This window comes from Shewanella marinintestina (assembly GCF_023283845.1).
Classification (GTDB): Bacteria; Pseudomonadota; Gammaproteobacteria; order Enterobacterales; family Shewanellaceae; genus Shewanella; species Shewanella marinintestina.
The window spans coordinates 245,666-271,133 of sequence record NZ_JAKILC010000004.1 but is presented as its reverse complement, the minus strand read 5'-3'; the positions used below and the strand labels follow the sequence as shown (position 1 = coordinate 271,133).

Here is a 25,468-nt window from a genome sequence, read left to right as displayed (position 1 = left end):
GATACTTTTGTTATCAATACACAACTTTTGTGTTACAACTTTGTCAACCGCCATAGTGTGGGAATAAAAGAATAGCAAGAAAATAACAAAGAATGACCTTAACCCAAGTAGGTTACGGCAAATTGACAAGGAATAAAGTTGTGAAAACAAAACTATCTATTGCCATTTCGGCAGCGCTAATTTCATCAACGGCCTATGCAGGGTCAATTGAAAAGTATAATACTACCAATCAAACAAACGATGAATATCAAGGCTTTAACGTTAGCCTGAACAAAGAAATGCAAGCTAAGACACCTGTAGCTTGGATGCTAAAACTAAATACTCAATCAATTTCAGAGCAAAGCCGCACTTTCGGTTTTAATCAATCATCTGCAGTAAGCGGCATTGCTAATTCACAAGAACGTGTACAAGCTAGCCTCAACTCAATGGATGCAAACGTTAACGTTTTAGCAACAACCTCAAATCTAGTTAACTCGATTATTGTTGAAGCAGACAAATATGCACTCGCTGCAATGCTAGCCAACCCAGATGTTGCCGACATTCTTCCTATTTACGATTACGAACTACATGTTGATGACAGCGCTGAATACATTAAAGCTAAAGCTGTGATTGAAGCCGGTGTAGCATCAGGTAAAGGCCAACGTGTTGCCGTATTAGATACAGGTGTTGATTACACTCATAAAGCACTAGGTGGTAGCGGCGATAAAGCTGATTACGATGCCGCAGTGGCAATGCAAGCTGAGGCACCAAACTGGCCTCAAGGTAAAATCATTGGTGGTTATGACTTTATCAATGACGATCCGAACCCAATCGATGTTAATACTAATCACGGTACTCATGTAAGTCACTCAGTGGTTGGTGTGGCTCCAGATGTAGAACTTTTTGTCTATTCAGTATGTAACTCAGGTTGTCCTGGGCTAGCTCAGTTATTAGCACTTGAAGCTTCAATGGATCCGAATGGCGATGGCGATATCAGCGATCGTGTAGATACAGTAAACATGTCACTAGGTGGTGATTTCGGTGATATTAAAGGTGGCGCTGTTCAAGAAATGCTAGATGAGATGGCAGAGCTTGGCGTTAACTTAGCTATTTCTGCGGGTAATGACGGCCCTACCCCGTTTGTTGTTGGCGGCCCAAGCACATCAAACAACGCGTTATCAGTTGGTGCTATGACTCACCCAACGACAAAAGCTGGTAAGCTTGATTCATCATTTGCTGGTGAAACTGTTGAAGCATTTGGCGCTGGTTTTAACACAACCAACGAGTTTATGTTTGACGATACTAAAGCGCCTCTCATTTACCCAACTGACAACCAAAATGGTTGTGACCCATTTGCAGATGGAACAGACTTTAAAGGTCAGGCCGTAATCATTGACCGTGGTGCTTGTAACTTCACATCTAAGGTTCTTCACGCCCAAGAAAAAGGCGCGGTGTTTGTCATTGTTGCAAACAACAAGCCTGATGACGGTGCGTTCAACATGGGTGGTTCAGATCCTGCTGTAACCATTCCATCGGTAATGATTTCAAAAGAAGACGGTGACGTAATTAAAGCCGGTCTAGTCGACGGTCCAGTTGCTTATAACGTAACTTCAGAAGAAGTAACAACAGCAGGCGCAATTGCTACCTTTACTTCTCGCGGCCCATCAATTGCGGGTACCTTGAAGCCAGAAATTACTGCTCCAGGTACAGCTATCTTAACGGCTTACCCAGGTGGTGGTGATGCACTATCTCCAATCAGTGGTACTTCATTCTCAAGCCCAATCACTGCGGGTGCAATGAGTATTGTTCGCGAAGCACTTCCAGAGCGTAATGCTATGGAAATCAAAGCAACAATGATGAACTCTGCAAACCTTGACGTTACTTTAGATCCAAAAGGTCTAAACCCAGACGCTGAACTAGCACCAATTAGCTACATTGGTTCAGGTCTAGTTGATGTTGAAAAAGCTGTGAGCCTTCCAGCTATCGCTTGGAATAAAGACACACAGCAAGCAGCATTGGCATTTGGTCTAGTCGCAACAGACCAAACTGTTTCAATGACTAAAACAGTAACAGTTAAGAACTTCTCTGCTGAAGAAAAGACTTACACACTAGCTGCTAAGCAACGTTTCGAAAACGATGAAACATCTGCAGCGGTAAGCTTTGAAATGCCTGAAACTGTGACAATTGCGGCAGGCCAAACAGCTGACTTCGATGTGACTGTAACGATTGACCCAACTAAGCTTCCAGAGTGGACACTAACGTCCTCTTATGAGCTAGATGGCACTGCAACTGAAGCATCAGAAGCATTAACGCTTTCTGAATACGACGGTGCAATTAAGTTTATGGAAGGCGAAGAAGTTGCTCTACATATGGTTTACCATATTCTTCCTAAAGCAACCGCTGCCGCATCAGTAATGACTGAAGTAACTGAAGATGGAATAGTTCGCACCTTAACAAACTCTGGTGCAGTTGCTATTTCAGATCCATTTACTGCTCCACTTACTGCATCAAGCCCTGTAGATAACTCACTACGTCACGACTTACTTAATGCTTCAAGTGAGCTATTAGGCAGCAGTTCTTGTGGTGAAGGTATTGCTATCTACAACACATTCCAAATGCGTGACCCTATCGTTCATACGTTCGTAGCAAGCTACAATGTTGATTTCGATACTAACAACGATGGCGTGTGGGACTACACAGCAACAACGGTTAACCTAAATTGGTTCAATGATGGCTATCCACGTGCACTATATGGTTTTGTTAAAACATATGGCACTGCTAGCGGTACACTTCAGCCAGCTTTCCACGTAACGGGTAATGACTTTGTTACTGTTAAAGCATGTTTTGAAGATATGAACCTAACTGCAGCGGATCTAGGCAGTGATGTGACTGTTCGTTACCGCGTAGAAGAAAGTGATTGGGCTCCAACATCAACAGGTACTGGTGATGAAGTTGTAGCAACACTGATGCTAGATGGTTCAGGTACAAGTGCAATCCTTGTTGATGAAGATGGCGTAGAAGTGACTGAGCTTGAGCCAGGCGAGAGTGCGACTCTGCAAGCTGAAGTTGGCGCTAACGCAAATGGTTACATCTTCCTATCTGACAACGGTTCAATGTCTATTACGGCAAACACTACCGATGAAGGTAACTCTGCACCGACTGTTGAAGATACTATGCTATCTGTAGATAAAGGCGCTGAAGCAGGCACTGAGCTTGGTATGCTAATGGCTACTGACCCAGATATGCTAACAAGCCCATTCTCTGAGTTTGTGGTAATCAGCAGCAACAACAACATGTTGGTAATCGAAAAAGACGGTACTGTTAAGCTAAGCGAAGATGCAGTTATTGATCAGCAAAGCGAGTCAATGGTTGCAGAAGTGGTAGCAATTGACACTATGGGTAACCGTTCTGAAGCTGCAACAGTTACTGTTGAGATTAACAACACTGTACCAACGGTTTCTCCATCAGGCATGACAAGTACTGAAGGCTTTGTAGTTACAGCAAAAGCTAACGGTAAAGACGCTGACGGTGATGAGCTAACTTACACTTGGACTCAAACATCAGGCCCAAGCGTTAGCTTCACTAATGGCGGTTCATCTATCGTATTTACAGCACCTGCAGGCACAAACGATTATGTGTTCTCAGTTGTTGCATCTGATGGCCGTGCAGAAAGTGAAGCGGGTAGCGCAACTATCGCTGTAACTGCTAAGGAAGAGAAATCTTCAGGTGGTGGTTCATTAGGATGGTTAGCACTAGTTCTTCTACCATTTGCAGGCTTACGTCGTCGCAATAAGTAAGTATAAATAAGCGTTAATTCGCAATAGAAAAAGGGAGCCTATGGCTCCCTTTTTTATTTGTTCGATTAAATCTGTAATATTATTTGGTACTTCTAAAGACTAAAGCTCAAAAAGGTTGGTCATTACCTTGTAAAGCTCGGTCCCTTGATAGACAGAAGCAGAGGCAAAATGAAGGATAGGCACACAGTCTTGAGCCAATGTCAGCTTGGTAAACTCTTCATCAGTTCCGTATCTATCTAGTCTTAGAATATTTGCTAACGGTTTGCCGGCATCAAGCATATGACCCAGCTTTGCTTGATACTCAACTAAGCCAGCCTTGGGTGCGTGATACTTTTTATAATCTTTTAGATAACAGCCATGTCTTGCCATCTTGGCAGGCTCGACCTTGTCAGCAATCACTCCTCTATGGCTTAGGTAGGCTAAGATCCCCATCGCATCACTCGCAGCATCATCCATATCAATTAATTCTTGACTGCCAAGCTCCAGGGTAAATGCAGCAACAGGTACCTTCAAGCTGCGCCCTTGAGTTTCGAGATAATCGGAAAGTTGCCACCATGGGCAAAAAGCTGCTTCATCCATCGCACCGCCAAAATCATTAGGGATCACCAATGAAAAAGGGATAGAGAAAAACGATGCAGAGGCCATATCATATTCTGGACAATACATATGTTTGCAAGATTTTGGGCCGGTATGCAGATCAATCACAATATCCGCTTTATGGGCTAATGATTGTAAAGTGACAGCTAAGCGCTTGCCTGTTGTCACTCCCCACTCATTAGCTAATGTCGTCTGACAAGACTCAATTAAATACAAACGATAGGCTTGTACTAATGCAGCGTCATCAAGATGGAGATGTAGTTGATACCAAGCCGCTATATTCACCTTATGATCAAGGTACTCACGGTTCCAATTAACTCCGGTTATCGGATCAAAACGGCCTAAAGTAAACTCACCACTCTTTTGGTTAATCCCCAACGGATTAGCTAAAGGCAGCAAAGTTACCTCACCTTTTACATCCATAGTTTCCAATCGTTTCATCAATTGAAAAATAACCGCATTACCTTGTACTTCAGCACCGTGAACATTCGCTTGAATAAACACCTTTGGCGCATTGTTGCATGTGGCTTCGATACGATAAACCGGAACAGTAAGTTCCTGCCCGGTTGCCAATTCACCCACCTTAAGGTGTGACTGGGTAAAGCTCATAAAATATCAACTTCCTCATCTGCTAGGCTCATGTAAACCTAGATTATGCATTACATATCAAGCTTCAAATAAGTTCTCATGAAGTGCTCGGATCACATTGCCCGCTTCCGATTCATCGACCAAAATACACAAGTTATGTGGGCTTGCTCCTTGGCAAATCATGCGCACATTGTAGGCTTCTAACACTTCAAAAACCCGGCGGCATACGCCAGCTGTAGAGGCAATATTGTTACCAATCACCGCAACTAGTGCTAAATTCTCTTCCACTCGTACTCGGCAATGTTGTGATAGCTCTTGTAACAGAGCCTCGCTCAGCAAGCCTTGGCCACTTGAGTCTGAGCCTGTTTTATCTAGAGTAAGTGCAACATTCACCTCTGATGTAGTGATCAAATCAACACTGATCTTATGCTTAGCTAAAGTGGCGAAAGTCTCAGCTAAGAAACCTTGGGCATGTAACATCTGTAAGCTATGAAGGTTTAGCAAAGTTTGGTCGCGTCGTAGTGCTACAGCGCGATATACAGGTTCGCTAGATACCTTGTGACGGATCCAAGTGCCACCTTGTTCTGGCGCCCAACTTGAGCCAACAAACACCTGAATCTTTTGTCTAACCGCCGGCAATATAGTTGCAGGGTGTAAAACCTTAGCGCCAAAAGTCGCCATCTCAGCCGCTTCATTGAAACTGATTTCAGCAATCGGCGTAGCGTTAGGTGCAAGTCTTGGGTCAGTGGTATAAATGCCTGCCACATCGGTCCAGATCTCAACTGCATTAGCCTGCAAGGCTTCTGCCAATAAAGCTGCAGAGTAATCACTACCTCCACGACCTAAAGTCGTGGTATTACCTTCGCTGTCGGCGCCAACAAAACCCTGCGTGACAATCACTTGTTCCGTAAGTAATGGCTGTAAATGTGCAGCTGTAAGCTCTGCTATCAGCTCAATTTGCGGTTCTGCACGCCCATGATGACTGTCTGTACGCAGTACTTGGCGAACATCAAATGCTGCAGAGCAGGCTCCTTTGTCTCTAAGGACCGCAGCAAAAAAGACTGATGAACACATCTCGCCTTGAGACAATAACTCATCCATCACCGCTTTGCTTCGCGTCAACTTAAGACGCTCGCTTAACGTAGCGATATGGCTAAGTACTTTATCAATTTGCGCAGCAACATCACTAGGATTGCCTAATCTATCGAGGATCTGATATTGAATTGAGGCAATACTTTTAATTAAAGCTTTCGACTGTTCCGAGCTGGTTTCTTCTTGGGTTAACGCTACTAACTTATTAGTGACACCGCTTGAAGCGCTTACCACCACCACTCGTGTTTGTGGGTTACTGATAATAATATCGGCACAGCGCTGCATAGCTTCATAATCGGCAACCGATGTACCACCAAATTTGGCAACTCGCAGTAAAGGAATATCTGCCAGTGCTTCTGTTGAACTGGCTGTAGAATTTGGAATTACAGACATAACGAGCCCCCCTCATTTGCTAACAAAAGGTAAGGCTGACACGGGTAAAAATGAGTGTTTTTTTGAACAACTAACATGAATAAGCTCCGAACTAACTTCGTTCGAAGAGCCTGGTGCTATGATATGCACCCCAAAAGATGGGAAACAGCGATCGTCACCAGAAGCTCTCCACCATAATAAATATCGGTGACAATCGCCAGGATTCAGCCTGCACGACCAACATTCAAGCACAACCAAATTTGCTATGAATATCTCGGCGCTAATCTCCCTCATAAGTTATCAACGGGTTTGGCCCCTAAAACTTACTACCTAGTTAGCGCTCCTCTTCTGCACTCATTTTTTATACTAGCTATGTTTGCTTTGTATACAAAAACAAGAATCTGAAAAATATCAAAATTTAACCAATCAAGTCAACGGAAATCTAATTTGATTTAGTTTTAAGCAATATCTGGCAGATCTAACACCCAATCCACCCTTGAAGAAAACGCACCGAGTGAGGTTTCCTCTCTCGACATTAGACATGGCACTAGCTGCAAAGTATCTGCTTCTATATAAAAGATAGCGTTCTGATTAAACAAACAACCTAGTCTGACTGCCGATGCTTTATCAGTCGAAACAGCCCAACTTTTTTCCATATGAGAACGATCTTGAGAAGCACCGATCATCGCGCGATAAGGTAGGCCTAATCTGTTTATTTCATGTTGCAACTTGCGATCTAACAGCCCATTTTGGCAAGGAGACAGCAACTCTCCTTTCGGGTTATAAGCGGTGATAATAGCGAAGGATAATTGCGTAGATAACATTTGAGTAAAGAGAAACTCTGTTTGTTGATAGTAATGCCAGAGGCTGTCGACTGAGTTATTCATTGCTAACAAATTCTCCGTTTTAGGTGCGATTATTATAGCAAACTCGTTAGCGCTTCCCAGTCCAGTGATATAGATCACAGAAAGAGATTTTACCAAAACTAATAAAATCAAATAGATAGTTTTGCAATAGTGATCTAAATCATATCGTCGAGGAATTTTGTTAACATTTCATTTGTTAACAAATGCCTAAAACGAGTACAATAAGGCTTGTTGATTAGCTCACTCTGATACATGTAACGAACACATTTTGTTACACATACCAGAAACAGACAGAAGAGTAATCCACACAGCTGTATCAAATGTGAACTATTGTTGATTTAACATTTAAACTTGATAAAAAACGGTAGCTAAGGAAACTTTTTCTACTATTGTTAATCAAAGTTTAAACAGTTCACGTTTTTCCATATGTGAGATACCCATACTTTGCTAGCGCATGCAGTGTGTTGCTGTTTCGAACCAAATTTGAAAGCACCTACGTGTATCAGTGAATTATCAGCATAACTAGATGGAGTATAACCTTTTTATACTCATGGTTAGAATTGACAGAAATTAGGTAATTAATATGCAAAACCCGCACATTCTGATTGTTGAAGATGAAGCAGTAACAAGAAACACACTTAGAAGTATTTTTGAAGCAGAAGGATATGTGGTAACTGAAGCCAATGACGGCGCTGAAATGCATAAGGCTATGCAAGACAACAAAGTTAACTTGGTAGTTATGGATATTAACTTACCAGGTAAAAACGGCCTTTTATTAGCTCGTGAACTTCGTGAAATTAATAACATCGGTCTAATCTTCCTAACTGGCCGTGATAACGAAGTTGATAAGATCTTGGGTCTTGAAATTGGTGCTGATGATTATATCACTAAGCCATTCAATCCACGTGAATTGACAATCCGTGCTCGTAACCTATTAACTCGCGTTAATAGCACTGGTACAGATTCAGAAGAGAAAAGTGCAGTTGAGTTCTACCGTTTCAACGGTTGGAGCCTTGAAATCAACAGTCGCTCTCTAGTAAGCCCACAAGGTGAGTCGTACAAGCTACCACGCAGCGAATTCCGCGCGATGCTTCACTTTGTAGAGAACCCAGGTAAGATCCTAAGCCGCGCAGACCTTCTAATGAAGATGACTGGCCGCGAGCTTAAGCCACATGACCGTACAGTTGACGTAACAATCCGTCGTATTCGTAAGCACTTCGAAAGCTTACCAGATACGCCAGAAATCATCGCAACTATTCACGGTGAAGGTTACCGTTTCTGTGGTAGCTTGGAAGATTAATTCCAAGTCCCACAACTTATACTATTTCTCAGTATAAACTGAAAAGCCAGTCGATTGACTGGCTTTTTTTATGGCTGATATTTATATTTCGGCAGCGATGCTGTTGTTATATTTGCAGCTACAATTGTTATTATCAGAGCTTGCTTAAACCTCAATAAGATTAATATTTGTTTAAGATAAACCTTAAATTAATATATACCTAAAAAGTAATAGTCCAATTTATTTAGCTTATTCAAAAGTACTATAAGTATTGGCTTAGCCATAATAGCTTAGCAGACCAATCCATAAGGCTCTTATAAAAAGCCTCTTTAAGCGAAATAACAAACTTAGCTTAGACGGTTAAGTAAAATTAATGATACCGTCTAGCCAAGTGTGCATTAAACTAATTTCGACAGCCAAGTAAACTAATAAACTGTCGACTAAGCCCTTTATATTAATAAAAAAACATTCAAATTAGTGCTTTAGATTTCGGTCTAAAAAGTCAGCTAACGAGCGATATAAGTGCACTCGCACCTTTTCACCACGCATCGAGTGCTTAGAGCCTGGATAATCGATCATCTGGAACAACTTGCCTTCATCCTGCAACGCCTTGTAAACCCGAGTACTGTTTTCAAATAATACGTTATCGTCAGCCATGCCATGGTACATCAGCAATCCTGACTCATAGCCACCAACATACGGCAGCACACTACTCGCCTCATAGCCTTTAGCATTGGTGTTAGGATTCCCCATATAACGCTCTGTGTAGTGAGTGTCATACAAAGACCAGTCAGATACCGGTGCACCAGAAATTGCCGCTTTAAAGTAGTCTGGCGCTTTAAATAGGCTCATTAATGCCATGTAGCCGCCATAGCTATGACCATAGATAGCAATGTTGTCACTATCAACGTAAGGCAGAGTACGCAGGTGATCCACGCCCACCTTTTGATCATTCACTTCTACTTCACCAAGCTGCTTGTAAATCACATATTCAAACTTGGTACCGCGATGAGCTGAGCCGCGGTTATCGAGCTGATAAACAATATAGCCTTGCTGCAATAAGTGTTGAGTAAAGTAGTCTTGATGACTCCAGCTATTGACTACCAGCTGTGCATGAGGGCCACCATATACGCGCACCACAACCGGATACTGCTTGTTAGCATCGAAGTTAGTGGGTTTGAACAGACGATACTGCAGCATTTGACCGTCTTCAGCTTTTAGCTCGCCAAACTCTGGTACTTGCCACAAACCAAAGTAATCATAAAGAGGATGTCCCTTCTTCACCTCATTTTGCTCTACCCAAGCGAGACGCTTGCCGCTTTGATCATGCAAGCTCACCTGTGGTGGCTGTGACAAACTACTGAAGTAATCAAGGTATACTGGTTTGTTGTCGGCAAATACCGTTGAATGCATGCCGCTACGCTGGCTAATGCTTTCAACCTTGCCACCAGCGAAAGCGACGCGGTAAAGCTGCTTCTCAGTAACTTTGGTTTTACGGCCAGTAAAGTAAACTTCACCGGCTTTTTCATCAATATACTCAACCGCATCAACCGCCCAATCACCGGAGGTTAGCTGACGGATCACTTTGCCGTCTAAGCCAATCAAATACAGATGGTTAAAACCATCACGTTCAGACGCCCAGATAAATGCCTTTTGCTGCTTCAAAAAGTGCAAGTCGTCATTAAGGTTGACCCAAGCCTCGCTGCGCTCTTTAACTAAGTCTTTATCATTTTTTATATCATCAATTGCTACAACGCGCAGATCGAGCGCTTGCTGATCGCGGCTCTGCCATTGATACGACAAATGTTTGCTATCAGGCAGCCACTTAACCCGTGGCAAGTAGATATCAGTGTCTTTACCTAAATCCACCCAAGCGACTTGTTTATCTTTAAGCGTCACTACGCCAAGCTCAACTTTGACGTTATTCTCGCCAGCATAGGGATAACGCTGCTCGGTCAGCTTAATTCCGTCGGCATAAATTTCATTGCGGGTAACCAATTCCACGCCCGACTCATCGATGCGAGTATAGGCAATCGCCGACTCATCCGGCGCCCACCAGTAGCCAGTCATTCTACCCATCTCTTCTTGGGCAACAAACTCAGCCATAGCGTTTTTAATCGCGCCGCCACCATCAGTGGTTAATGCAGTAATGTCCTGAGTTTTTAAGTCCAACACATACAAGTTTTGCTCACGCACAAATGACACGAAGTGCCCTTTAGGTGACAATCTCGCATCAGTAGCAAAGCCTTCACCCGTTGCCAGTAACTTGACCTTATTATCTGCCACCGAGTAGTAATACAACTGACCCGCAGCAGGGATTAGAATCGCCTCGCCATCTTTAGACCAAAAGTATTCCATGATCCCTTGACCATAAATACGCTGACGCTCACGGCGAGCTTTTTCTTCGTCAGACAGTTCACCGGCTTCAAGTTTATCCGCATCAATTAGCAGGCTTTGCTTACCACTTGCGACATCCATCTGCCACAAGTCATACAAATGTTGATTGTCTTTACGTCCAGCAAGATAGGTAACACGCTTGCCATCCGGTGATAGCTTGAGCCCTCTAGGGCTGCTACCAGCAAGCGCTGGGGAAGCGTACATACGCTCAATAGTGAGTGGCTCAGTGCCACCGGGGAGTGATGATGCTTGAGCTGCTGTAGAGCTAAGCACTAAAGGCAAAGAGGCTAACAGTAAACTCATCCAATTTTTTTTCATTATTATTCCCTGGATTAAACCCGAAGTCGTCTTTAGTTAAATTAGAATCAGTTAACTGACTGTTCGGCTGAAAATTCGCCTACATTGTGCCTTAATCAGTAGCAAAACAAAAATTGCTCAAATGACATCACTCTTAGCAGTTGAAAAGCCAATCTTTACAGCTGAAAAAACTAGCGTTCTCAGGTATCATCGCGTCAATAATAAAGAATACACTTTTGTCCTGACCTCAAACTCAATTTACTCACGTAAAATTGTATAGGAAACAAGATGCAAACTCTGGCTGAAAACCTGACATCACAAGCAATTTCCCCTACTCTTGAAAAACTTATTCTGACCTTAGCTAATACTTCTAAAGAGATTAGCCACGCTGTTCGTCACGGCGCACTAGCCGGCGTATTAGGCGCAACTGAACAAGAAAACGTTCAAGGTGAGACTCAGAAGAAACTCGATATCATCACCAATGATATGCTTAAAGATGCCCTAAAGGCTGACGGTACAGTACGTGGTATCGCCTCTGAAGAAGAAGACTATGTAGTTGAAGCCGATGCAAACGGCGAGTTCCTAGTGTGTTTTGACCCACTAGATGGCTCTTCAAACATCGATATCAACTCACTTGTGGGTACTATCTTTTCAGTATTGCCAGCGCCTGCAGGCGAGCTAACTGAAAACAGTTTCTTACAAGCAGGTCGCAACCAAGTTGCCGCAGGTTATGTGCTATACGGCCCATCAACCATGCTTGCACTTACTACAGGTCAAGGCGTACAGCTATTTACCCTAAACCCAGAAACTAACGAGTTTTTGCTAACTGATGGTGCGATGGCTATCAGCAAAGACACTGGCGAGTTTGCGATTAACATGTCAAACCAACGCTTCTGGGAAGCACCAATGCAGACTTACATCAGTGATTTATTGCTAGGTAAGATTGGCCCACGTGAAAAGTCATTCAACATGCGCTGGATTGCAGCCATGGTGGGCGACGTACACCGCGTACTTTGCCGCGGCGGTATCTTCACTTACCCAACAGATAACAAGAACCCAGAAAAGCCATACAAGCTACGTTTAATGTACGAAGCTAACCCAATGGCATTCTTGGTTGAGCAAGCAGGCGGTAAAGCGTCTACGGGTTATGAAACCATTATGGATATTCAGCCAACTGAGATTCACCAACGTGTAGCGGTTATTCTTGGCTCTGCCAATGAAGTGGATGCGTGTCTTGAGTATCATCAGGTGGATTATTCTGAAGAACCAGCTTTGTAAGTAACAAGATAGGTTCTAGGGGTTGAGATAGGCCCTAGATTCTAGATTCTAGGTCCTAGGTCCTAGGTCCTAGGAAAATCTAAAGAAAAGCACAATCCTATGTTAGTTAGGGTTGTGCTTTTTTTTGCACCTAGCTTTTTGGCGCAGGGAGCTTGCTGTTATCAGGCTGTGCCTGACCTTTAAGTTAGACTGCGTCTAACAACTTAATCAAGCTGCGCTTGATAAACGTCGTGGGATTCCATCCCACACCCGGGCAAGGAGTACTGCTCGTCCTTATCCTCCTTGCATCCACCATGACGCCCCCGACGAAGTTGTTGATCCTCACTCATTTTCGAAAATATCTATCGCCTCATATTCGCCGTCCATGGCTCACCTAAGGCTATCCCGGCATCCATGCCTCAATCACGATATTTATCTTCAATGACCTCGGCAACTCCGATGGGGAATAGGTGTTCTCTGTAAGCTAAACTGTAGACGTTAGATTCAGTATTTGAATGTTTACTCTGACCTCACACACCTAAGTCATTTGTCGCTGCAAACCAATCACTTATGGTAACATGCACAAGTTTATCGCATATTACTTGGTTTGTTACATGGCTGATTTAACCACACTAGAAAAGAAGAAATTAGAACGCTACTTCGGCATGGAAGGAGGCTACTTTAGTAATTTTTCGAATAACTCTCTAGAGCTATTCGTTGCCGAACACTTAAACATCGAGATCTATGACGAAAAGTACAGGCTTGGCTCAGGCTCAAAAGCAAATAGAGTAAGAGCCTTATGGCAATTAGAAAGCAACGATATCATTGCGAAATTTCTCATTGCAGCTATGGAGCAGGATGATTTTGAGAAAGAAAATTCTTATTCATACACGGGCAATACCAATGAGAGCTTGAAACGAGAGTGCTTAGACATTATTACTAGACTCCGAGGAGCTATACCGCAACCGCAACCGCAACCGCAACCGCAACCGCAACCGCAACCGCAACCGCAACCGCAAAAGTTAAGCACTGAACAAACCTCAGCACAAGCATTTAATTGGTCAACTCCTCCGATGAAAAAGAAAGTATTTATTGTTCATGGTCATGATGAACTAACTAAAGAAAAAGTAGCTAGATTTATTTCCCAAGTGGGCTTAGAGCCAATTATCTTGCATGAGCAAGTCAGTGGGAGCCAAACGATAATCGAAAAGATTGAACGTTACGCTGACCAAGTTTGCTTTGCTATCGTGCTTTATACACCATGTGATAGAGGTGCAAAAGCAAGCGAAAGAAAACCAAGGTTCCGAGCAAGACAAAATGTCGTTTTTGAGCATGGATATTTCATCGCAAAGTTAGGAAGAAGCAGAGTTACAGCTATAGTGAAAGGTAATATAGAGCTACCAAATGACTTTAGTGGTGTGGTTTACGTTCCAATCGATGAGAGTGAAGCATGGAAGCTATCACTAGCACGAGAAATGAAAGGAGCTGGATGCGAAATAGACCTTGCAGCCTTAGTTTAACAAACCTTAAGCCAGTGGAGTTAACTACTGGCTTATAACGCCCGCTTAAGTGGTGAGCAACGCAATACAGTGTTTCCGCACACCACCTAAATCACGAAAATCAACGCATGATGAAAATGCCACGCGTTGCGAATCCGTTTTAAAGCGTTTGTTAGGCAAATTCATTCAACGTTTATCTGAACTTAGACACTACCAGCCAACTAATACTAACTATTTAGAAACTCAATAGCTTTAGTAATATTTTGAATTAGACCTTTGTTATTCTCGGTAACAGCTTTATGCAATAAGCCAGATAACATTGCATCGCTTGTCTCTTTGGGAATAACACAAGGACTCAAAATACCTCTTGATTGAGGATATGTTCCCCAATGGACGCCTAAACTTTTCTGTCCACCATTGTACTCATGCTTATGATCGTACCACCCTACAATCAAAACCAAACCATCATCTTCGTGTATTTCTTCGATGTTTTTCCAATATGAAATCATCTTCATCGTAGTTGTTTCCTAGATTTGCCTAACATTTTAATATGACGCTCGCGCATTTCGCCGATGCTTGCTGAAAAAGCGCACAGACCATTATTCAATGAAAATCAAACAATAACAATACATTAAACGTCATCCTCAATAATTGTATCCAATACATCTTTGGTTAAAGTGCGTCACCCAGTTTGCTTACCTTCTATCTAGTGATTAATGAGCCACAACACTCACAGAAAACACCAAATCCCCATCGGAGTTGCCGAAGTACGTTGGAATAAATCGCGTGATGCCGACATGGATGTCGGCGTAGCTTTCGCGGGGCAGGATGCCCCATCGGAAGCGTTAGCGATTTATCCATAAGTACGAGGGAGACAACTTCGTCGGGGCGGCTGGGGAGATGCAAGAGGGGGAAGCTGTTGTCCCACTCTTGCCCGAGTGTGAGCTGGAAGCTCACGACCTTTATCAAACGAAGTTTGATTGCATTAAGCTCAGGCGCAGCCTGATAACCCCCTGTTTTCGGTTAGAAAACAAAAAGAGTTTACTGAGCCAAATATGCAATATATCAGCTCAAGTAAACTCTTTAATCTCAATCGAAAAGTTCGTTATTAGCGAAAATTAACGAGACTTCAACAACGATAAACCACGCTATCGCTAGCGAAACCTAGCGTGATTTTACGTAAGGTTTACCAATCGCCTTTGGTCCTACTGCGCGGCCAATAAAGCCTGCTAGTAACAAGACAGTCAGGATATAAGGTAATACCTCAATCGCTTGTACTGGGATTTCGCCAACTAACGGTAACTCAACACCTTGCAGACGAATTGCAATCGCGTCTAAGAAACCAAACAGTAAACAGCCAAACAATACTGGTACTGGCTTCCACTTACCAAAAATCAACGCCGCTAACGCGATAAAGCCTTTACCTGCACTCATGTTCGGTACAAAGCCGGCACTGTGTGCAGTCGATAAGTAAGCCCCTGCCATACCCGCTAATACACCGGCAATAATCAATGCTCGGTAGCGGATCCACGCAACTGAAATACCAGCGGTATCTACCGCATGTGGGTTTTCACCGGCTGCACGTAATCGCAGACCAAAACGGGTTTTATAAACGACCCAGTAAACGGCTGGTACAGCAAACAGCGACAGATACACTAAGAAGTTGTGCCCTGATATTAGCTGACTATAAACCATGCCAATAACTGGTACATCGGCTAATGCGTCTGCAAATGGTAAGGTGATAGCAGTAAAGCGTGAATCATCAGTTAGTGCTGGCGTTTGCCCACCTAAACCGAACCAGAAACGACCCAAGGTAACGGTTAAGCCTACAGCTAGCATGTTAATGGCTACACCAGATACGATTTGATCGCCGCGGTGGGTAATAGTCGCAAAACCATGTACCAACGACAGCATCACCGAAACACCTATGCCCGCAAGCAGACCAAGCCACACAGAGCCTGTGACTGTTGCGGTTGCCGCTGCGGCAAAGGCAGCAGAGAGCATCTTGCCCTCTAGGGCGATGTTAACGATACCTGAGCGCTCAGAGAAAAGTCCGGCCAGTGCAGCTAAGATAAGCGGCGCCGATACACGTAGCGTTGCATCTAAGATTAGAATGATATTCTCAAACATAATTTATGCCTCCGCCTTAACGCTGCCGATGGCTGCTTTCTTTTGATTAAGAAACACAAATAGCTTCTCAGTCGGTTTCACTAGCATTAATGCTAATGCGCCGCTAAACAGTACCACTAATGCTTGCACTACTTGGATCATTTCACGGTCGATATTCGGGTAATCAAATGACAACTCTGCGCCGCCTTGATACAACACGCCAAATAAAATACTCGCCAAAATAATCCCTATCGGATGACTACGGCCAATCAAACACACCGCAATACCAGTGAAGCCATAACCGGCAACGAAGTCGAGTTTAAGCTGCTGGCTGTACCCTTGTACTTCGTTCAAGCCCATCATGCCTGATAGCGCACCAGAGATAAGCATCACTACAATGATCAGCTTCTTGTAGCTAATGCCGCCGTATTCGGCTGCACTTGGGCTTGCGCCCATTGCACGAATGGCATAACCCCAGCGAGTGCGCCACAACAGTGCCCATACAAGTACACAGCAGATAAGCGCAATAAAGAAACTTAGGTTCATTGGAGATTGTGAGAACGAGAAACCAAACCATGCTGCGATCTCATGGAACATAGGTAAACCCGCGTTTTCATCAAATACGCGTGATACTGGCGCCATTTGTCCTTCAAGTTTAAGTACGTTTACCAGTAGGTAAACCATTAACGCTGAAGCAATAAAGTTAAACATGATGGTGGTGATAACGATATGGCTACCACGGTACGCCTGTAAGTATGCCGGGATCAGCGCAAACAGCGCACCAAACAACATACTGGCAAGCATAGTAATCGGCAGCAACGCCCAGAAAGGCAAGGTACTATCAAGCGCTAAACACGCCAGTCCGACACCTAAGCCGCCCATATAGGCTTGGCCTTCACCACCAATGTTAAATAGGCCGGCAGAGAATGCCATTGCTACAGCCAAACCGGTAAAGATAAAGTTAGTCGCGTAATAAAGTGTGTAACCAATGCCCTCTTGATAACCAAGTGCGCCTCGTACCATCACCCCAGCTGCTTCTATCGGGTTTACATCAACCGCAATAAAAATACCCGCAGCAAACGCAAACGCAAACATGATATTAATCAGAGGCAAAACAAAAATGTTTACCCAAGATGGGATTTTAGAGTCGTTCATAACTGACCTCCGTTATCCGCAGCTAGCTCATCAGGCAGAATATTTGCCATCATCATTCCTAAGGTTTTCTCATCAGCCTTGCTGGCATCAATCTCACCCACAATATGGCCGTCGAACATCACGATTATTCGGTCTGCAAGCGACATCACTTCATCTAGCTCAACAGATACCAGTAAGATCCCTTTACCCTGCTCTCTTAACTCAATAATGCGTTTATGAATAAACTCAATCGCACCGATATCAACACCACGGGTCGGCTGACCAATCAGCAAAATATCTGGGTCTTGATCTACTTCACGGGCAATAATCAGCTTCTGTTGGTTACCGCCAGAAAACAGTGAGCTTTTCAGCTTAGGATCACGCGGTCTAACGTCCCACTCATCCATTAAGCGCTTACATTCAGAGGTAATGAATTTTGGCTTATTAAATAAATGGCCGTTGTACTGCGACTGATTGTGATGGCCAAGAATGGCAGACTCTTCAGCACTGAAAGTCTTGATTAAGCCCATGACCAATCTATCTTCTGGTATGTGACCAACCTTTAATTGACGCATACCATCGGCGCAAGTTGGGTTATTGGCATCAATCACCTTATCGGCAATCTTAATTGAACCACGCGTTGGTGTGATAAGCCCAGCGAGTGCACTTAATAGCTCTGATTGACCATTACCAGAGACACCTGCAACGCCTACGACTTCACCAGCCTTAATTTCAATCGACACATCTTTAAGGCGATCAACACCCATTGAATCGGTATAGGTAAGGTTGTGGGTTGAAAGCAATACTTCAGTTGGATTAGCATCGCTTTTTTCAGCTTGTAGGCGAACCTTGCGGCCAACCATCAACTCAGCGAGTTCTTCTTTATTGGTGTGAGCAGTTTCTCTGTGAGCAACCATTTCACCTTGGCGCATTACTGACACATTGTCAGTCGCCGAGAGGATCTCTTTCAGCTTATGGGTGATAAGTAAAATAGTGACCCCTTGCGCTCGCAAGGCATCAAAAATATGGAATAGGTGTTCAGTTTCTTGTGGCGTCAGTACACCTGTTGGCTCGTCTAGAATCAGTATTTTTGCGCCGCGATATAGCGCTTTTAAGATCTCAACACGTTGTTGTAATCCAACCGAAAGCTCTTCAATTAGGCTATCGAGTGGCACATCAAGTTGATACTCTTTGGCTAAACGCTCAAGCTCTTTACGCGCTTTTCTAAGACTCGGCTTAAGTAAACCGCCCTCTTCAGCACCTAAAATAACGTTCTCAAGCACGGTGAAGTTATCAACCAACATAAAATGCTGGTGCACCATGCCGATGCCATAACTAATGGCCTCTTTAGAGTTCGCTAGCTTGCGCTCAACGCCATCAATTAGGATCTCACCTTTATCAGCGGTGTAGAAACCATAAATGATATTCATCAAGGTGGATTTACCTGCACCGTTCTCACCGATAATACCGTGAATGGTGCCAGCAGGAATTTTTAAGCAGATATCTTTGTTGGCGTGAACAGCGCCAAATCTTTTGTCGATACCACGAAGCTCAAGTGCTGTGGGACGTTCATCGGATTTTTCTTTTGCGTATGTAGACATGGTCATAATTATCTCAAATGCCTAAGCAGGCATTGATGACTAAACATTGATCAAATATTGAATTAATAGAAAATTAACTCTTAAAAATTACCACTTACAACAAAGCTCCCCAGTCATAAACTGGAGAGCTTTATCTATGTTAATACCGCTTAGTATTTACAGCTGTTGTCTTTCATGTAGTCATGAACAACAATTTCACCTGCAATAATTTTCTTAGTGATATCAGCAAGCTTTGCTTCCATCTCTGGAGTCACTAGTGCGCGGTTATGCTCATCAAGTGCCCAGTTAACACCATTTTCTTCTAGACCACGGCTATCAATACCAGCTACAAACTCGCCTTTCTGTGCATCTTTAAATACTTCAAATGTGGCAACACCAACCAGCTTAACCATAGAAGTTAGCATCACGCCTGGGTGGATATAGTTTTGGTTTGAATCAACACCAATCGCGTACTTACCTTCGTCTTTAGCTGCTTGGTAAACACCAACACCCGTACCACCCGCAGCTGCGAATACTACGTCAGCGCCTTTAGTGAACTGGCTCTTAGAAAGTTCAGCACCACGAGCAGGGTCATTCCATGCAGCAATAGTAGAACCCGTCATGTTTTGGAAGATTTCAGCATCTTGACTGATGAACTTAGCACCTTGCTCGTAACCACAAGCAAACTTACGAATTAGCGGAATATCCATGCCGCCAACAAAACCAATCTTGTTGGTTTCAGACTTCATCGCAGCAAGTGCACCTACAAGGAATGAACCTTCATGTTCTTTGAACACGAGTGATTTAACATTTGGCAGATCAACTACTGAGTCGATAATGACGAATTCAGTTTCAGGGTATTTCTTAGCCACTTTCTCAAGTGCTGAGCCATACATAAAGCCAACAACAACGATTGGGCTAAAGCCACGGCGCGCTAGACGCTCAAGACCCTGCTCACGCTGCGCGTCATTTGAAGGTACGAATTCACGCACTTCAATATCTGAGCTTTCGTTAAACTTCAATACACCATTTTGGTAAACGGCTTGGTTGAAAGATTTATCGAACTTACCCGTTGTATCAAAAGCAACAGCAGGCTTAAAGTCTGCAGCTGTAGCCGCAAACGAACACATTGCTAGAGTGACTGCAGCAGCAGTAGCGCTCAGGATTTTCATCATTCTCGTCCTTATAAGGTATAAGTATTATTTTTGGTATTATTGACAGTTCTAAGCAGTGAAAACCCCAAGCTAGAAGCCATCATTTAAGATCAAGAAACCAGAGCTTACAGCAGCTATGAATAGGATTACTAGTGCCCCTAAAGCCCATAAATCAACCAAAGATGCCAAGTAGCTATTTGTACTTTTAATACAAAAAATCGCCTTAAGTTGCGCAAAATCACACTTTAAATCACACAAAACCTCGAACAAATAACAGAACGCAAATACCACACACATTATCTTTCAAATAGAACAGCAACTAGAGGGTTTTAGAGGGGGTTTCCAATGAAATACAGGCAGATAAAATGAACCAAACGAATAAAAACAAAAAGCAGTAGTCACATTGTTCTATATTTTGAACAATATAGCTAATGAATAAAAGTTACTAAACTTAAAGTTAAAACAACTGTTTTTAGGCATCCCCATAGCCAACAGGTAATTTTTTTACACAAATAACAAGCGTTAAACCAATATTAAAAACAAAAAATATTTTTACTAATTTTTCGTTTGTTTGAGATACATCAGGATTTTCGTCGTCATGGTGGCGACTGAGCCACCTAATTTGATGGTCAGTTAGGTTAAGTCTAACTGTTACTTGAAACAATCAAGCTTCGCTTGATAAAGATCGTGGCTATGCCACATTGGTAACGCATCAGGCTACGCCTGACCAAAGTCGTGAGCTTCCAGCTCACACTCGGGAAAGAGGGGATCAACAGCAATCCCCTCTTTCATCTCCCCTGCCGCCCCCGACGAAGTTGTTGATCCTCATACTTCAATAAAAATCGCCTAACGGCTCAGATGGGACATCCATGTCCCGCTGAGCCTGAGCCATCATCCATGATGACTCCACGGCATTTTCATTTACGCATTTCGGCAACTTCGATGGGGAATGGGTGTTTTCTGTTAGTTAATTCGGGGACGTTAAGCTAGGTGTTTATATGTTTACTCTGACCCATTTATTTCTATGCGCAGTTCAGCACCACTGCAATTGCCTCTTAAGCTACAAATACAAAAAAAGCCTCCATCTGTAAGATGAAGGCTTCCTATTTAAAGGTTAACTTTAAGAGAAACTCTGAAGCTAACCTTTATCAAACTAACATTTAGAAAAGTTAGTTCTTTTTCGACTAGTTCTTCTTAGAGTAAGCCGCTGCGTTTTCACCAGCCATTCTACCGAAGGTGACGATATCAGAGATAGCGTTACCACCTAGACGGTTAGCACCGTGAACACCACCAGTTACTTCACCAGCGCCGTATAGGCCAGGGATAACTTGCTTCTTCGCGTCCATGATTTCAGCTTTAGAGTCAATCTTCACGCCGCCCATAGTGTGGTGAACACCTGGAGTCACTTCGATTGCGTAGTAATTACCTTCGTTAAGGGCACGAGGTAGGTTTGGACGACCAAAGTCAGTGTCCTTACCGCTCTTAAGTAGGCTGTTGTAGCGCGCAACAGCTTCAGTTAAGTTCTTACCATCAATACCAGTCATGTCTCCTAGTTTAACTAGCGAGTCAGCACTTGGAACAACACCTAGACCGATATACTTATCAATCTTACTTAGTGACTTACGTACAGAGTCATCAAAGATTAGGAACGCAGACTTGCCAGTTTGGTTCAAGATAGCTGCAGAAGCTTTGTCACGTGTCGTGATTTCGTTTACGAAACGCTTACCTTCACGGTTAACCAAGATTGCACCGTTACCACGAACCGCTTCAGTTACCATCACACCACCTTTAACAGATAATGTTGGGTGAGCCTGAATGTACTGTAGATCTGTCATCGCCGCGCCGGCATTGCTTGCAACGTCGATACCGTCACCAGTCGCACCAGGTTGGTTAGTAGAGATAAAGCCTTTTAGCTTAGGATCAAGCTTTGATACGCGCTCGTTGTTCTTAGCAAAACCACCTGTTGCTAGGATAACGGCGTCAGCTTTAATCCAGTAGTAACCTTTGTACATGCCTTTAACAAGTAGGCCTTTAACATTGCCTTTGTCGTCTTTAAGGATTTCAATACCACGCGTGTTCATGCGCATATCAACGTCACGCTTAACCGCGTTATCGTAAAGCACTTGGATTACGTGAGCACCAACACCAGCACCACCTGTTGGACGGTGTGAACGGTTAGCAGAAGCACCACCCATACGACCTACGTCATTAAGGTCTGCACCCATGCCAGTTAACCAATCAACTGAACCTTTAGAGTGTGAAGTCAATACTTCTACTAGCTCTGGCTCGTTTAGGTCACGACCACCTTTCATAGTGTCTTTGTACATAGACTCAACACTATCTTTGATACCTTTAGCTTTTTGCTGATCAGTCCAAGCTGCGTTCATACCACCGGCAGCAAGTTTAGCGTTACCACCAATCACTGGCTCTTTTTCAATTAGAATCACTTTAGCGCCGTGATCATGTGCAGATACTGCAGCAGAGAAACCTGCGCCACCAGAACCAACAACGACAACATCAACAGTGTCACGTGGTGCTTCAGCTAGCGCTGCTTGACGGTCTGACTGGTCTTTTAATAGTTCATCGATGCTTGGCTCATGACGTTCCCACTTCTTAGTGTAAGGCATGTCAAAGTCGAAGCTGTGGCAAGAATCACAGTAAACCATCGATTTTTCGTGAGCGCTGTGACAAGACGTACAAGACACATCGCCAGGGAAATGAGATTCGTGAGCGTTGTAGTGCTCATGTTTAGTTTCTTCAGCAACTTCAGCTAGTGTGCCGTGACAAGCTACACACTGTTCGTTTTCGTAAGTTAAGCTGTCGTTTGAAAGCTCGCCATCTGGCATGTGGCAGCTATCACACTCTTGGTTTTCACCATGGAATTCAGCTAGATTGTCAGCAGCCATCGCGTTAGACATAAAGCCTGCTGAACCTAGAAGTGTTGCGATGCACACTGCTTTTTTAAAGTTTTTCATCTCATTTCCTCGCCTTGTATTGCTGCCTGCAGCAGCGCAAAAGCTATCACGTTATATTCGACAGTCATTACGCTGTCTTAAATACTCAATTCGAGGTAATTGTCTGCCTATCGAGATAACCCAGCAACAGCATGTGTTGAATTGCGATTGAAACTGAACACTCGATCACAGCTTACAAAATGGCTCATGCAAACATGCATAATCTCATTAGCAGTTATGCAAAAATGCATAACCTTAGGTTAGCTTGATCACAAACTCTGCTCAGTGTTCTGCAATTAATGACTCAAATTGGAAAAGCCAGATAAACCAAGGGCTCAATACGATTAGTAGCCAACTTGAATTGCTTTAAAAGCGAGAAACCCCGCACAGTTATCTTGTATAAGCGCATGCTAAGATTCCTTTATGAAAATATTTGTTAACTTATTTTGCGCGCTTGGGCTATTCGCATTCGCCTTGGCCGCTCACGCTGAAGACCACCAGCAACAACAAAGCATTGTCTTTGGTGTTCATTCTAAAACGGCACCTTTAGAGTGGCGTAATAATGGTGTTGACCAAGGTTTTAACCTCGAACTTATGGACCGTATTGGTCAGCTTACAGGCAAACGTATTGTTATCCGCCGCAAAAGCTTTCAACAGCTACTCACTGACGTCCATAACCGTGACTCCTTGATTGATGTCATTGCCGTAGTGAGCCCAATTACCATTGACCGTACCTTAAGCCAGTCAGATCCTATTTATGCTACTCACGCCAAGGCCTATACCCTGCAAGGTAAATCCTTTATTAACGGCTGGGCTGATTTAGTCGGTAAGCGTGTCGCAATTAAGAAAGGCGCCTTTGTTGATGTGTATATCTCAGGTAAAGAGCAAGACTTTACTCGCGTTGATGTAGATTTATATGAAACCGGCTTTCAGTTGCTTATTAAAGGCGAAGTCGATGTGGTGATTGCCGAAAACTTTGTTGCTAGGCGATTAATGCCGCTGTATCCGTCAATTAGAAGCTCTAGTGATCCGCTGATTTACGGTGCGTTTAACTTTGTCAGTAACTATAAAAATGCCGAGCTGATGACGCAAATCAACGACGCACTTAGACAGCTAAAACTCTCTGGTGAGTATGATCGTTTAGTGAATAAATGGTTTGGTACTGGCCGTGAGAAAGTCGACTTAAACTCGGCTCAACGCAGAATGTTGTCGTTGGCGATTTTTGTCAGTTTAATGTCGGCCATTGGTATGTTACTCACGGGCTTTATTAGCTTGAGTCTACGTAAACGCTCTAAAGCATTAAAAGTAGAACTGGCTCAACGTAAAAAAGCTGAACTGGCAATTTCAAATATATCAAAACAGTTTCAGTCAGTACTCGACGGTATTCCCCATGGTGTAACACTTTACAACCAAGATGCTGAGTGTCTGTGGAGTAACGACAATAATAACGACCTTCTCAATAACCCGTTGTTTCATTATATAGATGGTCAAAGTTTTGATCTTAACCTCGCCTTAGCCGAGGCACTACAGGGACAAAAATCGCAAACTGCAGATATGCAGATTAACGACCAATACTGGCAGTTACAGTTACACCCTATCAGTGACAAACAAGTCGTCATTTTGCTTGAAGAGGCCACAGAGCAACATCGGCTGCGCCAAGCCAATGACGAGGCTAGCCGCTTGGCATCACTTGGTGAGCTTTCAGCGGGTGTCGCCCATGAGATTAATAACCCTACAGGGATCATTATTCACTCCGTTGCTTTTATTAACGATGCACTCAGAGATCTCAATGAGGCTAGTGACAGCTATCAAAGACAAAATCCATTTTGGACCATTGCCGGCATGACACCCGACAGTGCAATGGCCGAGCTCGATTTGAGCAGCCAATCTATTAATGAAGGCGCTGAACGTATAAGCCGTATCGTAAACGATTTAAAGCATTATGCACGACCTACGCTCAGCAATGATTATCAGCCTACTTGCCTTAATGAAGTGGTAAAAGTATCGCTACGCCTTACTGCTAACCAAACAAAAATATTGAATGTGGCTACTGACTTGCTCCATCCAAGCCCGATTGTGATTGGTGATGCTCAGCAGCTGCATCAAGTATTAATTAACCTGATCCAAAATGCCTGCCACGCTATTAAGCTAGACGCTGATAACTACGACAATGTCGAGCACATCAATATCAAAACGGCGGTGGAAGATAATCATATTTGCCTGATAGTGAGTGACAAAGGCGCAGGCATGGACCGAGCGACCTTGCAAAGAATTACCGAACCGTTTTTCACCACTCGCCGCTCAAGTGGTGGCACGGGACTAGGGTTATCTGTATGCAGTCGCATTATTAAAGAACATAAAGCCGATATGCAGATCTCCTCACGTCTTGGCCAAGGAACAGTGATTAAAATTCGCTTTCCGTTGGAGTATTAATACTGTGACTAACAAGCAAAGCGGAAACGACTCATTATTGCGCCTTAAATTAACAAGCTTGAAAGGCTCGAACACATATTTAAT

The 25,468-nt window shown here is 43.5% G+C and carries 15 protein-coding genes and 1 riboswitch; of the genes, 5 read left to right on the top strand and 10 right to left on the bottom strand.

Annotated elements, in window-relative coordinates; genetic code table 11:
• The first annotated feature begins 140 nt into the window (after nucleotides 1-140).
• On the top strand, nucleotides 141-3,776 hold the full coding sequence (locus L2747_RS06490; protein WP_248998263.1) for a S8 family serine peptidase: 3,636 nt from the start codon (nucleotides 141-143) through the stop codon (nucleotides 3,774-3,776).
• 99 nt (nucleotides 3,777-3,875) lie between these two features.
• Here L2747_RS06490 and L2747_RS06485 read toward each other — a convergent pair whose 3' ends face one another.
• The 3 genes from L2747_RS06485 to L2747_RS06475 form a co-directional block, all read right to left on the bottom strand.
• A complete protein-coding gene (locus L2747_RS06485; protein WP_248998262.1) occupies nucleotides 3,876-4,982 on the bottom strand; it encodes a succinylglutamate desuccinylase/aspartoacylase family protein in 1,107 nt (368 codons plus the stop codon).
• Between the two features lie 57 nt (nucleotides 4,983-5,039).
• Nucleotides 5,040-6,446, bottom strand: coding sequence for a lysine-sensitive aspartokinase 3 (lysC, locus tag L2747_RS06480; RefSeq protein WP_248998261.1), 1,407 nt, complete (start codon nucleotides 6,444-6,446; stop codon nucleotides 5,040-5,042).
• Between the two features lie 153 nt (nucleotides 6,447-6,599).
• A riboswitch (Lysine riboswitch) is annotated at nucleotides 6,600-6,781 on the bottom strand.
• A gap of 102 nt (nucleotides 6,782-6,883) precedes the next feature.
• Nucleotides 6,884-7,312 (bottom strand): DUF3293 domain-containing protein, encoded by a 429-nt coding sequence (locus L2747_RS06475; protein WP_248998260.1) that lies wholly within the window; start codon nucleotides 7,310-7,312, stop codon nucleotides 6,884-6,886.
• A gap of 562 nt (nucleotides 7,313-7,874) precedes the next feature.
• Between L2747_RS06475 and arcA the strand changes: the two genes are divergently transcribed.
• Nucleotides 7,875-8,591 (top strand): two-component system response regulator ArcA, encoded by a 717-nt coding sequence (arcA, locus tag L2747_RS06470; protein WP_012153996.1) that lies wholly within the window; start codon nucleotides 7,875-7,877, stop codon nucleotides 8,589-8,591.
• Between the two features lie 453 nt (nucleotides 8,592-9,044).
• On the opposite strand, the gene L2747_RS06465 is transcribed toward arcA, so the two are convergent.
• On the bottom strand, nucleotides 9,045-11,285 hold the full coding sequence (locus L2747_RS06465) for a S9 family peptidase (protein WP_248998259.1): 2,241 nt from the start codon (nucleotides 11,283-11,285) through the stop codon (nucleotides 9,045-9,047).
• 267 nt (nucleotides 11,286-11,552) lie between these two features.
• Here L2747_RS06465 and L2747_RS06460 point away from each other — a divergent pair, with 267 nt between their 5' ends.
• Both L2747_RS06460 and L2747_RS06455 read left to right on the top strand, forming a co-directional pair.
• On the top strand, nucleotides 11,553-12,542 hold the full coding sequence (locus L2747_RS06460) for a class 1 fructose-bisphosphatase (protein WP_248998258.1): 990 nt from the start codon (nucleotides 11,553-11,555) through the stop codon (nucleotides 12,540-12,542).
• 593 nt (nucleotides 12,543-13,135) lie between these two features.
• A complete protein-coding gene (locus tag L2747_RS06455) occupies nucleotides 13,136-14,041 on the top strand; it encodes a TIR domain-containing protein (protein WP_248998257.1) in 906 nt (301 codons plus the stop codon).
• 206 nt (nucleotides 14,042-14,247) lie between these two features.
• Here the strand turns inward: L2747_RS06455 and L2747_RS06450 are convergent, their stop codons facing one another.
• The 6 genes from L2747_RS06450 to L2747_RS06425 form a co-directional block, all read right to left on the bottom strand.
• Entirely contained in the window at nucleotides 14,248-14,535 is a 288-nt protein-coding gene (locus L2747_RS06450) for a hypothetical protein (protein WP_069535322.1), read from the bottom strand.
• 649 nt (nucleotides 14,536-15,184) lie between these two features.
• Nucleotides 15,185-16,150: an ABC transporter permease gene (locus L2747_RS06445; RefSeq protein ID WP_248998256.1), complete on the bottom strand. Its 966-nt coding sequence runs from the start codon at nucleotides 16,148-16,150 to the stop codon at nucleotides 15,185-15,187.
• A 3-nt stretch (nucleotides 16,151-16,153) separates the two neighbouring features.
• Nucleotides 16,154-17,284 (bottom strand): ABC transporter permease, encoded by a 1,131-nt coding sequence (locus L2747_RS06440; RefSeq protein ID WP_220759097.1) that lies wholly within the window; start codon nucleotides 17,282-17,284, stop codon nucleotides 16,154-16,156.
• Nucleotides 17,281-18,870, bottom strand: a complete 1,590-nt coding sequence (locus tag L2747_RS06435) for an ABC transporter ATP-binding protein (protein WP_220780283.1) — start codon at nucleotides 18,868-18,870, stop codon at nucleotides 17,281-17,283. Before L2747_RS06435 ends, L2747_RS06440 begins: the two co-directional genes overlap by 4 nt.
• Before the next feature lie 143 nt (nucleotides 18,871-19,013).
• Complete coding sequence (locus L2747_RS06430) at nucleotides 19,014-20,018, bottom strand: BMP family lipoprotein (protein ID WP_248998255.1); 1,005 nt, start codon at nucleotides 20,016-20,018, stop codon at nucleotides 19,014-19,016.
• 1,163 nt (nucleotides 20,019-21,181) lie between these two features.
• Nucleotides 21,182-22,972: a flavocytochrome c gene (locus L2747_RS06425; RefSeq protein WP_283107208.1), complete on the bottom strand. Its 1,791-nt coding sequence runs from the start codon at nucleotides 22,970-22,972 to the stop codon at nucleotides 21,182-21,184.
• Nucleotides 22,973-23,374: 402 nt separating this feature from the next.
• On the opposite strand from L2747_RS06425, the gene L2747_RS06420 reads away from it, so the two are divergent.
• Nucleotides 23,375-25,384: an ATP-binding protein gene (locus L2747_RS06420; RefSeq protein WP_248998254.1), complete on the top strand. Its 2,010-nt coding sequence runs from the start codon at nucleotides 23,375-23,377 to the stop codon at nucleotides 25,382-25,384.
• Nucleotides 25,385-25,468 lie beyond the last annotated feature (84 nt).

Bases quoted from the DNA above. Each gene is read 5' to 3' on its own strand.
- L2747_RS06485 (WP_248998262.1), bottom strand. From the start codon at position 4,982: ATGAGCTTTACCCAGTCACACCTTAAGGTGGGTGAATTGGCAACCGGG.
- L2747_RS06425 (WP_283107208.1), bottom strand. From the start codon at position 22,972: ATGAAAAACTTTAAAAAAGCAGTGTGCATCGCAACACTTCTAGGTTCA.
- L2747_RS06420 (WP_248998254.1), top strand. From the start codon at position 23,375: ATGAAAATATTTGTTAACTTATTTTGCGCGCTTGGGCTATTCGCATTC.
- L2747_RS06440 (WP_220759097.1), bottom strand. From the start codon at position 17,284: ATGAACGACTCTAAAATCCCATCTTGGGTAAACATTTTTGTTTTGCCT.
- L2747_RS06450 (WP_069535322.1), bottom strand. From the start codon at position 14,535: ATGAAGATGATTTCATATTGGAAAAACATCGAAGAAATACACGAAGAT.
- arcA (WP_012153996.1), top strand. From the start codon at position 7,875: ATGCAAAACCCGCACATTCTGATTGTTGAAGATGAAGCAGTAACAAGA.
- L2747_RS06455 (WP_248998257.1), top strand. From the start codon at position 13,136: ATGGCTGATTTAACCACACTAGAAAAGAAGAAATTAGAACGCTACTTC.
- lysC (WP_248998261.1), bottom strand. From the start codon at position 6,446: ATGTCTGTAATTCCAAATTCTACAGCCAGTTCAACAGAAGCACTGGCA.
- L2747_RS06460 (WP_248998258.1), top strand. From the start codon at position 11,553: ATGCAAACTCTGGCTGAAAACCTGACATCACAAGCAATTTCCCCTACT.
- L2747_RS06465 (WP_248998259.1), bottom strand. From the start codon at position 11,285: ATGAAAAAAAATTGGATGAGTTTACTGTTAGCCTCTTTGCCTTTAGTG.
- L2747_RS06475 (WP_248998260.1), bottom strand. From the start codon at position 7,312: ATGAATAACTCAGTCGACAGCCTCTGGCATTACTATCAACAAACAGAG.
- L2747_RS06445 (WP_248998256.1), bottom strand. From the start codon at position 16,150: ATGTTTGAGAATATCATTCTAATCTTAGATGCAACGCTACGTGTATCG.
- L2747_RS06430 (WP_248998255.1), bottom strand. From the start codon at position 20,018: ATGATGAAAATCCTGAGCGCTACTGCTGCTGCAGTCACTCTAGCAATG.
- L2747_RS06435 (WP_220780283.1), bottom strand. From the start codon at position 18,870: ATGACCATGTCTACATACGCAAAAGAAAAATCCGATGAACGTCCCACA.